11 protein-coding genes are annotated in these 12,254 nt (G+C 44.6%); 8 read left to right on the forward strand and 3 right to left on the reverse strand.

What is annotated here, in order from left to right; translation table 11 throughout:
• The 8 genes from H8K36_RS01325 to H8K36_RS01360 all read left to right on the forward strand — a co-directional run bounded on the left by H8K36_RS01325 (position 1) and on the right by H8K36_RS01360 (position 7,989).
• A complete protein-coding gene (locus tag H8K36_RS01325) occupies positions 1 to 804 on the forward strand; it encodes a DUF1365 domain-containing protein (protein ID WP_186915447.1) in 804 nt (267 codons plus the stop codon).
• A 51-nt stretch (positions 805 to 855) separates the two neighbouring features.
• Positions 856 to 2,049, forward strand: coding sequence for a class I SAM-dependent methyltransferase (locus tag H8K36_RS01330; protein WP_186915782.1), 1,194 nt, complete (start codon positions 856 to 858; stop codon positions 2,047 to 2,049).
• Position 2,050: 1 nt separating this feature from the next.
• Positions 2,051 to 2,575, forward strand: a complete 525-nt coding sequence (locus H8K36_RS01335) for a chalcone isomerase family protein (RefSeq protein WP_222611092.1) — start codon at positions 2,051 to 2,053, stop codon at positions 2,573 to 2,575.
• Positions 2,572 to 3,858 carry an MFS transporter gene (locus H8K36_RS01340; RefSeq protein ID WP_186915446.1) on the forward strand — a complete coding sequence of 429 codons (1,287 nt, stop codon included), beginning with the start codon at positions 2,572 to 2,574 and terminating at the stop codon, positions 3,856 to 3,858. The genes H8K36_RS01335 and H8K36_RS01340 overlap by 4 nt, the downstream gene beginning before the upstream one ends.
• Positions 3,855 to 4,382 carry a DUF3833 domain-containing protein gene (locus tag H8K36_RS01345; protein WP_186915445.1) on the forward strand — a complete coding sequence of 176 codons (528 nt, stop codon included), beginning with the start codon at positions 3,855 to 3,857 and terminating at the stop codon, positions 4,380 to 4,382. Before H8K36_RS01340 ends, H8K36_RS01345 begins: the two co-directional genes overlap by 4 nt.
• Positions 4,382 to 5,170, forward strand: coding sequence for an SDR family NAD(P)-dependent oxidoreductase (locus H8K36_RS01350; protein ID WP_186915444.1), 789 nt, complete (start codon positions 4,382 to 4,384; stop codon positions 5,168 to 5,170). Before H8K36_RS01345 ends, H8K36_RS01350 begins: the two co-directional genes overlap by 1 nt.
• Positions 5,171 to 5,176: 6 nt before the next feature.
• Complete coding sequence (locus tag H8K36_RS01355; RefSeq protein ID WP_186915443.1) at positions 5,177 to 5,596, forward strand: nuclear transport factor 2 family protein; 420 nt, start codon at positions 5,177 to 5,179, stop codon at positions 5,594 to 5,596.
• A 290-nt stretch (positions 5,597 to 5,886) separates the two neighbouring features.
• Positions 5,887 to 7,989, forward strand: coding sequence for an aminotransferase class V-fold PLP-dependent enzyme (locus H8K36_RS01360; protein ID WP_186915442.1), 2,103 nt, complete (start codon positions 5,887 to 5,889; stop codon positions 7,987 to 7,989).
• Between the two features lie 91 nt (positions 7,990 to 8,080).
• Here the strand turns inward: H8K36_RS01360 and H8K36_RS01365 are convergent, their stop codons facing one another.
• The 3 genes from H8K36_RS01365 to H8K36_RS01375 all read right to left on the reverse strand — a co-directional run bounded on the left by H8K36_RS01365 (position 8,081) and on the right by H8K36_RS01375 (position 12,233).
• Positions 8,081 to 8,317 (reverse strand): hypothetical protein, encoded by a 237-nt coding sequence (locus H8K36_RS01365; RefSeq protein WP_186915441.1) that lies wholly within the window; start codon positions 8,315 to 8,317, stop codon positions 8,081 to 8,083.
• Between the two features lie 248 nt (positions 8,318 to 8,565).
• Positions 8,566 to 10,452 (reverse strand): MFS transporter, encoded by a 1,887-nt coding sequence (locus H8K36_RS01370; protein ID WP_186915440.1) that lies wholly within the window; start codon positions 10,450 to 10,452, stop codon positions 8,566 to 8,568.
• A gap of 152 nt (positions 10,453 to 10,604) precedes the next feature.
• Entirely contained in the window at positions 10,605 to 12,233 is a 1,629-nt protein-coding gene (locus H8K36_RS01375; RefSeq protein ID WP_222611093.1) for a serine hydrolase, read from the reverse strand.
• Positions 12,234 to 12,254 lie beyond the last annotated feature (21 nt).

Raw genomic sequence — 12,254 nt, forward strand, 5'->3', positions numbered from 1 at the left:
ATGAAACTCGCTTTGCGATCAAAACTGTTGGTTGGGAAGGTGATGCATGAGCGAATGCATCCTAAATCCCATCGTTTTGTCTATCCTATTTTCCTATTACGGTTAGACCTTCAAGAGTTAGAAAACAATAGCGATGCTCTTAATAGTGCGATCTTCGGCGTAAATAAATGGCGTCCTCTATCCATTTATTTGAAAGACTACGGGCCGAGAGACGGATCCAGTCTATTTGTGTGGGCGAACAAACTGCTCGTTGAACATGGAATGCAAAAAGCCAGTCGTATTGAGCTGCAGAGTTTTCCGCGCATTTTCTCATACGCGTTTAACCCAATTTGTATCTGGTATTGTTTTGATCAACAAGATGAATTGTTGAGTGTGATCGCAGAGGTCAACAATACTTTCGGTGACCATCACTTCTATCTGCTAACGAACTCCAATGAAAACCGCGTGAAAGAAGATACCATTTTGCAGAGTGTGAAGTCGATGCATGTCTCTCCATTCTGCGAGGTTAAGGGTCGGTATGAATTTCAATTCAAAGACAACAAAAATCACAGCGTGGTGAAAATTGACTATTTTGAAGATCAAGATCTGACGATCAAAACAGCGATCGGCGCTACGATTAAATTATTTACTCCAAAAAATTTACTAATCGCATTCGCAAAGCAACCCTTACTGACATTTGGCGTGTTTTGGCGAATTCACTGGCAAGCATTCCTACTGTGGTCAAAGGCGGTTCCATTCTTTCGCTTACCACAAAGTTCAAAACACAAAATTACAATCGGCACACCAATTCGAGAGGAGCATTAAATGACTTCGATGCAAACCAATAACACCTGCCTCAACATCGATGGCGCGAAAATGTCGCTCCCGGAGAAGGCGCCTACCACTGCGAAATTTTTCCTCAAAATGCTAGCAAAGTTAAAGCACGGGAATTTGCATCTGGTGACTCCTGATAATCATGTTCTCCATTTCGGAGACACCACTCAAGCACAAGCAGTCGTCTTGCATATCCATGATTGGCGTGCATGTGCAAAGATCATGCGCAGCGGTGATATAGGCTTTGCTGAGGCTCTGGAAGCTGGCTGGATAACCACGACAGACTTAACCGCCCTCTTACGTTTAGCCATTCGAAATGAAGCAACCTTAGACCAGGCGATTTTTGGTGGTCGCATCATGTCGATCTGGTACAAAATCAAACATCTACTACGATCAAATACAAAAGAAGGAAGCCGCAAGAATATTCATGCCCACTACGACCTTGGAAATAACTTTTATCGTCTATGGCTAGATCCAAGCTGGACCTATTCTAGTGCAATTTTTTATAAGGACTATCAGATAAGTCTCCAAGAAGCCCAATATCGTAAGTATCAACGAATTATCGATGTCTTAGGCTTGAAAACTGGTGACAAGGTATTGGAAATTGGATGTGGCTGGGGTGGCTTTGCAGAACACGCTGCTCAGCAAGGTATCGAAGTTCATGGCATCACGATTTCAAAAGCCCAGCTAGAAATTGCGCAAGAGAGAATTCAACGCCAACAACTAGACAAACTTGTTCGACTTGAATTATGTGACTATCGTGATTTGAATAGCCAATATGACGCGATTGTCTCAATTGAAATGTTTGAAGCCGTCGGTGAGAAATTTTGGCCGACCTACTTTGCGACGGTTGAGCGTTGCCTGAAGCCTAGCGGAAAAGCATTAATTCAATCCATCACAATCGATGAAAAACATTTTGAACGCTATCGTAGTGGCTCCGATTTTATTCAACAATACATTTTCCCAGGTGGCATGTTGCCAAGCCCTGAAAGGTTCATTGCGAATGCGCAGCAATACAATTTAGAAACTACCAATTCATTCGCCTTTGGTTTGGATTATGCAGAGACCTTAAGACGTTGGAATAAGGCCTTTGACCAAGAGATTGAGGCCATTGCACAACAAGGTTTCGATCCAAAATTCCAACGCATTTGGCAGATGTATTTTTCGTATTGTGAAGCAGGCTTCGAGGAAAAACGTACCGACGTCTATCAGTTCCTCCTCCAGAAAAAGGGCTAACGTGAAAACTATTGGCTCAATCATTATTCTGATCTCGCTGATCTTCAATGCACCAGCAAAAGCACAAGAATGGCGCAAGGATATTCCGCAGGCACAACTTCTCGGATCTGGTGAATTTACATGGTGGGGCTTATCTATTTACACCGCAAAACTTTGGCATGGACAAAACAGTTTCAATGTAGATGACGACTTTGCGCTCGAGTTAACCTACCACAAAAATATCAGCAGGGATCGTTTTGTGGACGCCAGCATTGACGAGATCAAACGTCTGCAAGGAAGTAAATTGACGCCAGAACAATTACAACTTTGGCGTAGTTACATGCAAAAATCCTTTGTTGACGTTAAGCCTGGAGATCAACTTATCGGTGTCAAGCTCGCAAAACGAGGTTGCCGCTTTTATAGCAGGGAAAAGCTCATTAGCGAAATTAATGATGAAGCGTTTGCACAGGCTTTTTTCTCAATCTGGTTAGACCCACGTAGCAAAGATCAAGATCTACGTGCGCGTATTTTGGGAAAAGCAAAATGAAGCGGTTCGGGCATGTTTTCTATGGACTACTAGGTCTCCCATTAGCCATGGCGAGCTTGCCCATGTACGTGCAACTACCTGCTTACTATACGCAGCAACTTGGATTACCCATGGCTGCCGTCGGTTACGTCTTATTTTTCACACGATTATTCGATACATTCCAAGATCCGTTTCTTGGCGTGTTAATCAACCGTTATAAGGCATCACACCCACTCTCTTATATCGTTGGGGGCGTATTAATGGCGCTTGCATTCGCCGCTCTGTGGTTACCCCCGCTATGGATTCAACGTGATCTGCATTTGAGTTTAGTTTGGATTGGCTTTATGCTTTTCTTCGCTTACAGCGCCCATAGTTTGTTGAACATTGCTTACCTTTCATGGGGAGCAGAACTGGGGAAGGAAACGGGGCCTGAAACAAACTCGGCTACCCTGCTCGGTGCAGCTACATGGCGTGAAGCTTTCGGACTTCTCGGCGTGATTTTGGCTAGCATCGCACCGGCATTTCTACTGATTGGAACACCTGATGAGCAGCGAGACAAACTCGCGGTGTATTGTGGATTGTTTGGGATCGCCATAGCACTGTCTATTTTTGTGCTCTTGAAGTTCGCTTCCAGGCCACATGAATATCAAACAAATCAGTCAAGTCTCAGGTCACAAATAAGTCAAATTAGCACAGATAAAAAGGTAAGGCCTTTGTTCCTCGCTTACTTGATTAACTCACTGGCAGTTGCTTTACCGGCGAGCTTGATGCTGTTTTTTGTAGACCAACAAATTGGCGCCAACGAAAAATTGCCGCAATTTTTAGTCTCCTATTTTGTTTCCGGAGCGATTGGATTACCAGTCTGGCTGTTGTGCGCTAAACGCTTCGGCAGTCGAATTGTGTGGCAGGTGAGCCTATTGATCTCTATTTTTGCATTCATCGGAGCAGCGTTTCTTACCCGAGGAGACGTCAATGGTTACACGATTATTTGCATTACCTCTGGGCTGTGCCTTGGCGCTGACCTTGTTTTGCCGCCGGTTCTACTCTCGGAACAGCTTGGGACGAGTACTCAGCACGCAAGTTATTTCGGTGTCTGGACATTTCTTGGAAAGATAGCGCTTGCAACATCAAGTTTGAGTCTGCCACTACTCGATTTCTTACAAAAGAATGCAGACTTTATCGGTGCGACAAAAGGACTGGTTGACAATATTGCTTTAGTGATGTGCTATGCGTTGATCCCATGCGCGCTCAAGATTCTTACATTTATTTGCCTCATTGATTCACACAAAAGGAATACAAAATGATACGCCGCCTAATAAGTTTGTTTTGTTTAATGCTGCTAAGTGCTTGTGCAGTCACCGACGTCAACGTCTATCGTAACGAATCGCCAAAGCTAGATTTGGAAAAATTCTTTGTCGGAAAAACAGATGCATGGGGTATTTTTCAGAAGCGATCCGGAGAGGTAGTTAAACGCTTTCACGTTGAAATTGAGGGAAAGAAAGTCGGTGATGATTTGGTGTTGGATGAGCACTTTACCTACAGCGATGGTACAAAACAGCAGCGTATTTGGCGCTTGAGTAAAACCGGAACTAACCGGTGGTCCGGTCGAGCAGATGATGTAAAGGGTGATGCGCAGGGTGAGCTAGCTGGTAATGCTTTCAAATGGGAATATGTACTCTTGCTTCCTGTCGACGGCACCACCTATGAAATGCATATGGACGATTGGATGTATCTGGTCGACGACAATACCCTCGTGAATCGAACCAAAATGAGCAAATTCGGTATTGACCTAGGTGAAGTAAGCATATTCTTCCGTCGGAGACTCTAATGTTTCCATTCCGAACACCGCTTAACCGACCAATACGAGACTGGTCACAGCAACGAGTCTGGATCATCGGTGCATCGAGCGGGATTGGTGCTGCACTTGCCAAAACTTTGCTCGACAAAGGTGCAAACGTCATTCTCTCTGCACGCCGCATCGAACGATTACTTGAATTGTCGGCGCAATACCCGAAAGCGCTTAGTTTAGCTATGGATGTCGCCGATAGTTCATCTTGGGCTACGGCTTTGCAAAGTCTCAAGGGAGACATTGACCAAATTGATTTGATTATTTTCTGCGCAGCCAAATACCACCCCGAGAGATCATGGGAATTGGTCCCGATGGAGACTGAGAATACAATCAGCATCAATCTTCAAAGCGTGTACCAGGGCATTCAAAGCGTTTTGCCTTCAATGATCGCAAGAGGAAGCGGCGGTATTGCGGTGATAGCCAGCGTCGCTGGTTATTTAGGGCTGCCCAATGCTACCGTTTATGGGCCGAGCAAAGCTGCACTCATTAACTTAGCGGAATTACTTTACTCAGATTTACATACTAAAAACATTAATGTCTACTTGATCAACCCGGGCTTTGTCAGTACGGAACTGACGGCAAAAAACAACTTCTTTATGCCTGCGTTGCAAACGCCTGAGCAAGCTGCGCATGCGATTATCGAAGGGTTTGAGGCGGGTGATTTCGAGATACATTTTCCAAAACGTTTTACGTTTGTTCTCAAGCTTATGCAAATGTTGCCGTATCGATTACGGTTCGCTTTAATTAGAAAATTCGTTACGGTTTAATTTATCATGACTCCACCTGTACAAGCGATCGTCGATTGGTATTCCAATTTAAGTGAAAAAAGTTTACATGACATTTCGAACTTATATGTGAACGATGCTTTCTTCAAAGACCCTTTCAACGAGGTTCATGATGTCGAGGGTATCAAAAAAATCTTCTCACATATGTTTAGGACTACGGTCGATCCCAAATTTGTGTTTAAAGAGGTATTCGAGCAAGGAAATCACGTATTCTTGAGTTGGATTTTCCACTTTAAGCTCGAGCAGAAGACATATGAGGTTCATGGAGCAACGCATCTGGTACTGGCATCGAGTGGCAAGATAGAGTTACACAGAGATTATTGGGACCCAGCTGAAGAATTATGGCAAAAGCTTCCGATCTTAGGCAAACTAGTCGCTTGGTTGCGGAGTAAATTTAAAGCGCACTAACCTCATCCATTTCGCCGCGCAAACCTCCCGGCTATGTTAAAACAGAAGTGACTTTAGTTCATCCAATCAAATCTTGGGCGTGGGATTTCCTCGCATTCAAGAGAAAGCTCACACTCAAAAGACAATAAAGTATCCGAGTTTATGCATACTGGGACTCAGATCTACTTGTCTCTGAAGCCTATTCTGCTAAAATTGACGCCTACTTATAACCAAAACGAATACGCTTATTCGTTTTGGTTATAAGCAGTGAAAATTATCGTCAATTGCTCTCTTTCGCCTCCTTGGAAACCATGTCAATTTCTTCCCGCGTTATTTACCTAGATTCAAATGCTACTACGCCTGTCATGCCGCTTGCCCTTGAAGCAGCACGCGCTGTTATGGAAGATGACTATGGCAATCCAAGCAGTGTACATAGCAGTGGTTTGCAAGCCAAAGCGGTGATGGAGCAAGCAAGAGCCACTGCTTGCGACTTGCTTGGGTGTTCAGAAGGCAAACTTCTCTTTGTGAGTGGCGCGACAGAAGGTATACAAACAGCGGTGTTTTCAGCTCTGCTCGCACTCCGCGAAAAACAGGCGCAGGATGAAAAAGTAGGGACTGATCTTTTATATGGTGCGACTGAACACAAAGCTGTACCTGAGTCTCTCCATCACTGGAATACTGTTCTTAATTTGAATTTCCGTATCCTTGCTATTCCCGTCGACAATGCTGGTCGGCACGACTTAAAATTCATCGAAGAACATATTCAAGACGCCGGTTTGATTTGCACCATGGCGGCTAACAATGAAACAGGTGTTATTACCGATTTAGTGAGTATTGAAAATCTCATCAAAGATAGCCCGGCATATTGGTTGGTCGATGGTGTTCAAGCACTCGGAAAACTTCCACTGAAACTCAATCAGCACAGGATCGACTATTCCCTTTTCTCTGGACATAAGCTTTATGCGCCAAAAGGAATCGGCATGCTATACGTGCACAAGGATGCGCCGTTTACACCATTGCTAGCAGGTGGTGGCCAGGAGAGTAGCTTACGCTCGGGTACTGAAAACGTATCGGGAATCGCCGCGCTTGGTGCAGTGATGAAAGCCTTGGGTGATGGCATCAGCTTTCGTGATCACGCGACGCTCAGTCGATATCGCTTACAGCTTTTGGAGGCGATGCGTGATGCATTTCCTGGCTTAATACTGAATGCTTCGCTAGAAGAAAGTCTACCGACGACACTCAATTTTTCAGTCCCAGGTTTGACCAGCAAAGAAATTCTTGATCTGTTTGATGCTGCAGATGTACGCGTCAGCGCAGGATCTGCCTGCAGTGCTGCAAAGGCCCAGCCAAGTTTCGTTTTGCAAGCAATGGCGTTACCTGAATGGCAGGCAGCTAGCGCAGTGCGTGTATCATTTGGCCCTGCTACCACCCAAGATTATATTGATGAGGCATGCAAACGTGTGCGCGTATGCGGTGAAGCTTTGCGCAAGACTTGCATGGTGACAGGTGACATTGAGCCCCTGCCGGCAGATGGCGTAATGCAACTCAGTTTTGGCGCCGCATGTACTTGGATCATTGCAAACGCGGCCACTAAAGAGTGCGTGGTGATTGATCCACTTCCTGAATTAATTGAACGAATTGCGAAGTATATGCGCTGTCAACATTACTCGGTAAAGGCTGTACTGGCAACGAACAGTCATCCTCAGCAAGATCTTCATAATTCATCTTTAATCAAGCTATTAGCAGATGCGTATTCGGGCGCACAGAACGACGATCCAAGCGGATTCTATACCGACTCAAACTCGTCAAGTTTGGAGAGCTCTGAAAAGTATCTAAGCTTAGGCAAAATGAAAATTCGGAAGTTGGATTCCCAACTGCAAACGGAAACACACTTTGTCTATCTGTATGGTTCAACAGAATCACAAATACAATTCGCTTTTTGCGGTGATGTATTACGCAATGAACGCCTAAGCAACGAACAAAGAAGCGACATCGAGAATCAGTTTTCAAAGCATACCTTGATTTGTGTCGCACATGACTTTGAAAAACAACTCGTATCCCGCCTCGAGTCATCTCAAGAGTGCAAGCTAGAAGATGTAACGATCCCATCTTCAGGTCTCAACGAGTTTCTTCGCACGCACCCAGGCACCGTCATGGTAGATGTACGAGAACCATACGAACAGCAGTTAAGCCATTTCGATGTACCAGCTGGTACTGAGGTTTTGCACGTGCCTTTAAGTCGTTTAGCCAACGGCGTAGATAGATGGTTACGCACAGAAGACCACGCAAAAGCCCCTCTTCTGTTTTTCTGTCGTACTGGAGGCCGCAGCTCGCAAGCCGTTCAATGCCTACGACGTTTAGGATATGCTAATGCATGGCATATTGCAGGAGGCCTAGCGCTCTGGCAACACTAGTCATCAAAAAAATAAAAAAGACTTGCAACGCTACGCTGCAAGTCTTTTTTTTTGTCGCTTTTCTTTATCGTTTTTCTTTATCGATTAAAGATCACTTACGGCCCAATGGATCTGTTGGAGTCGCTGCACGAGGCATATTGATCATGTCGTCACCACTTACCGTCTTCACGTCAGAATTACGCTTGGATTTCTTTTGAGGGAGCATGCTGCCAGTTGTATATTCACGCTCAACTGCGACACTCGGATCAGTGGGCGCATTTGTATCTACTGATGCACAAGCGCATAGATTTAACAACACAACGATAGCAATAATTGATTTCATCTTCATGATCTCTCTTCTAAAAAAGTTCCGTTCTAAATGGTTGTATCCAACTACTTCACCTGTAAGGGAGCGAACATATCTCTGCTGGACAATTTCGCTCTCTGTGCAATTGACTAGCGCAATCACCTCGAAGAATTACAACCTTCTACAAATGTAGTACGACAACTGTAGTAAAAGCTGCGAACCTTGTCAACTGATTTACCAAAATTTCAAATAAATCAATCGAGCAAAAGCAAAAAAATCAAAAACAAAGTCTATTTCCAATCACCTCGAAGATTTTTTACCACCTCTTGCAAGTGTCCTGGGGTCACTGATGCAGGCTCCTGGGGTTCGCCCACAACTAGTTCAAGGCGGGAGAATGGACCGCGTCGGAAAGAACGCTGGAACGGATTGCCCTTATCCCGAGATAAGAAACTTCCCCATAATCCACGCAAAGCCATTGGAATAACAGGAACGGGAGTGCGCTCGATAATTTTCATCACGCCCCCTTTGAACTCGTTAATTTCGCCATCTTTGGTCAATTTACCTTCAGGAAAAATACACACAAGATCGCCTTCGTGCAAAGCTTGAGCGATATCGATGAAAGATTTTTCCATCAACCATGGATCTTCTTTTGCCGGTGCGATGGGGATTGCTTTCGCGGTCCGAAATACCCATGACAAAAACGGAATTTTAAAAATGCCATGGTCCATCACAAAACGAATTGGACGTGGGCTGTAAGCCATGATTACGATGGCGTCCATGTAGCTTACATGGTTGCAAACTAAGACGGCTGGTCCTTCATCTGGAATGCGGTCAACATCAATACCGCGCACACGATGAACGGTATGAATCAAGAGCCACGCCACGAAACGCATTAAGAATTCAGGTACGACACTAAAAATATAAATAGCAACCAAGCCATTTAATACCGCTGTTGCCATGAATATCTGCGGAATCGTGAAACCTTGTTTCAGCATTAGCATTGCAGCTAAAGAAGCCACAACCATGAACAATGCATTCATGATATTCATACCTGCAATTGTGCGAGAAAGGTGCTTAGGATCGCATCGTGTTTGGATCAAAGCAAACAAGGGAACAATATAGAGTCCACCAAAGATACCTATCATCACGATATCAAACATAATTTTCCAGCTACCGGTCTGCTGCATGAACGACCACGCATCCACTGTTGTTTGGTTCGTATAAGCGAGACTAGACAAGAACAGATCAAAACCGAACAAGGATAAACCGATCGCACCAAATGGTACCAAGCCGATCTCAACTTTATGGCCTGATAGACGTTCACATAGCAATGAACCAGCACCGATTCCAAAAGAAAAAACCGTCAACAATAAAACAAAAACACCATGGTCGCCATGTAGATAATCTTTAGCATAAAGTGGAAATTGGGCGAGTACGATCGCACCATAAAACCAAAACCACGAGTTTGCCAGTAATGATAAAAATACCGGTCGATTTTGACTGCTAAATCGAATATTGCGGACTGTCTCTGTCGCAGAGTTCCAATTAATCTTTAACTCTGGAGCTGGTGCTGGAGAATCTGGAATACGCAGACTCGCAAGCCATCCAATGATCGCAATCACAATCGTGCCGCCAGCCACCAGCTCAATGCCCCATGGTTTATGCACTACCAGCATCGCGCCAAGAATCTCACCGAGCAAAATACCAACAAAGGTTCCCATCTCGATGACACCATTCCCACCAACGAGTTCATCTGAACGTAAGTGTTGAGGTAAATAAGCGTATTTGACTGGACCGAATAATGTGGAATGAATCCCCATACCTGCGACTGCAACAATCAACAGCCAGAGTTGGTGGTTCATCCAACCGATTGCAGCGATGATCATAATGCCGATCTCGAGCAATTTAACATAGCGGGCAACTTTGCCTTTCTCGAATTTATCGGCTAGCTGTCCTGAGGTCGCTGAAAAGAGCACGAAAGGCAAAATGAATAAACCAGGAATTAGGTTATTCAACAAGCCAACATCCATATTTGTCCAAGACAAAGCATCGTAAGTCAGGATCGTCAGCAGAGCGGTTTTGAACACATTATCATTAAATGCACCAAAAAATTGTGTCCAGAAAAATGGCGCGAAACGGCGCTCTTTTAGAAGTGAGAACTGACTATGTTGGCTCATGGAAATACTGAGTAGAATGATAGGAAAGACAATTCTAAAGTAAAACACCCGCAGCAGGAGAGTGCGCGGGTGTTTTTGTCGACGAATAGCTGGCCCAAACGTCGTTTCCATGCTGAGATGTCGTTTTGACGCAGCACGAACTTGCAGCTGACTTATTGCTTCTCAACCCGCTTTAAATCAAGGTCATGAAAATCAAAGCTGAAATCAGTCAGCGGCGAGATTGCTTTCATAGAGATAGCGCTGGCGTTTCCATCTGTATCAAGCTGAAAATTGACGAATGCGTCCGCATTAAAGGTACGGTCATGCCATCTGACAACGAAGGTACTACCTTTATAAAACGATAAATCACCAATCAATGCGGGAGAACGTTTCGAAGCAAATTGCATTTGTCCGTTTTTGCCAACTGAGATAGAAACCTCTCCAAACCAGTTGTCTTTGTAAGTACCCAAGTACGGTGCGGTATTTAATTTCACTTTGCCGTTGGCTTTGGTCTGTTCGTCAATTGCCTTCCAAATTTCTGCGACCATTTTGTCAGCTTCACCATTTCGCTTTGCCTGACGATCGGCGAACTCTTTAACACGGTCAACCACTGGCATTCCAAAGTAGCTATCCTTAATTGTGTTAGTGATCGCGCTAAATGCAGCGCCCTGCTCTTGATTGGTCAGGACCACGATGCCAAGTTTCAATTCAGGAATCAAGGTCACTTGCGTGACCATGCCGAGCAAACCACCAGTATGTGAAACTTGTTTATATCCTTTCACATCGTTGATGCCCCAACCAATACCATAAGAATTGAAGTGTGTGTTGTAAGGACCGCCGTTCGGCCCCATCTGAATAATCGTGTGCGGAGACCACATCTCGTGTTGAGCCTGCTCGCTAAACAGACGCTTGTCACCGTAGCTGCCTTTATTCAGTTGCATGCGTACCCATTTAGACATATCGTCAATATTGCTATAAATACCGCCAGCAGCGTTGATCACTTCATTTGGTCGAAATGGAACAACTTGTAACTGCCCATTGACGGCGACGTGTGGCTCAACTTTATTGCCCGCATTCTTAAGACGAGTAATTGACGCAGCGCTTGCATTCATCTGCAAAGGCTGCATGATTTTCTGCTCAATGTACTCTTCCCAACTTAAGCCTGAAACACGCTTTATCACCTCACCGGCGATGATATACAAGTTATTGTCATAATCAAACTGTGAACGGAAACTCGATGTTTGCTTCAAATAGCGTAGATTATGAATGACATCTTTGATCGTAAAATCGCTCCCATCTGGGAAAAACATCAAATCGCCCGCTCCTAGACCCATGCCACTACGATGTGTCATCAAGTCCAGCACTGTGAATTCTTCGGTCACATAGGGGTTATACAGCTTAAATTCAGGAATGATGTTGTTGACCTTATCATTCCAACTTAGTTTTTTTTCGTCGACCAAGATTGCCAACGCCGCGGCGGTGAAAGCTTTGGAATTCGAAGCGATACCGACTAATGTACTAGTCTCCATCGGCAATTTCGATTTAATATCACGAACGCCATATCCTTTTGCATGGATAAGCTTATCGTCCTTAATTACCGCAACTGAGATACCAGGAACATTAAACGTTTTCATGGCGCTCTCAACTACGCGATCAATCTGCTCTGAGGTGATGGTTGTCGGCGAAGCAGCTTTCACATCGGCTGCTTGCATCGAACCCACCTCTGCAAACGAAGGTAAGGACAAACAAAATCCCGCTAAACAAGCCGCAACTAGCAATGTCATTTTTCTCGGTTGAATCATGATATCTCCCTAAATTGTTAG

The organism is Affinundibacterium nitidum (assembly GCF_014284155.1).
GTDB classification, from domain to species: domain Bacteria; phylum Pseudomonadota; class Gammaproteobacteria; order Burkholderiales; family Burkholderiaceae_D; genus Undibacterium; species Undibacterium nitidum.

What these genes read in the sequence shown, in the direction of transcription:
- H8K36_RS01325 (WP_186915447.1), top strand. Translation starts at nt 1, where the DNA reads ATGAAACTCGCTTTGCGATCAAAACTGTTGGTTGGGAAGGTGATGCAT.
- H8K36_RS01375 (WP_222611093.1), bottom strand. Translation starts at nt 12,233, where the DNA reads ATGATTCAACCGAGAAAAATGACATTGCTAGTTGCGGCTTGTTTAGCG.
- H8K36_RS01345 (WP_186915445.1), top strand. Translation starts at nt 3,855, where the DNA reads ATGATACGCCGCCTAATAAGTTTGTTTTGTTTAATGCTGCTAAGTGCT.
- H8K36_RS01365 (WP_186915441.1), bottom strand. Translation starts at nt 8,317, where the DNA reads ATGAAGATGAAATCAATTATTGCTATCGTTGTGTTGTTAAATCTATGC.
- H8K36_RS01370 (WP_186915440.1), bottom strand. Translation starts at nt 10,452, where the DNA reads ATGAGCCAACATAGTCAGTTCTCACTTCTAAAAGAGCGCCGTTTCGCG.
- H8K36_RS01350 (WP_186915444.1), top strand. Translation starts at nt 4,382, where the DNA reads ATGTTTCCATTCCGAACACCGCTTAACCGACCAATACGAGACTGGTCA.
- H8K36_RS01360 (WP_186915442.1), top strand. Translation starts at nt 5,887, where the DNA reads ATGTCAATTTCTTCCCGCGTTATTTACCTAGATTCAAATGCTACTACG.
- H8K36_RS01330 (WP_186915782.1), top strand. Translation starts at nt 856, where the DNA reads ATGTCGCTCCCGGAGAAGGCGCCTACCACTGCGAAATTTTTCCTCAAA.
- H8K36_RS01355 (WP_186915443.1), top strand. Translation starts at nt 5,177, where the DNA reads ATGACTCCACCTGTACAAGCGATCGTCGATTGGTATTCCAATTTAAGT.
- H8K36_RS01340 (WP_186915446.1), top strand. Translation starts at nt 2,572, where the DNA reads ATGAAGCGGTTCGGGCATGTTTTCTATGGACTACTAGGTCTCCCATTA.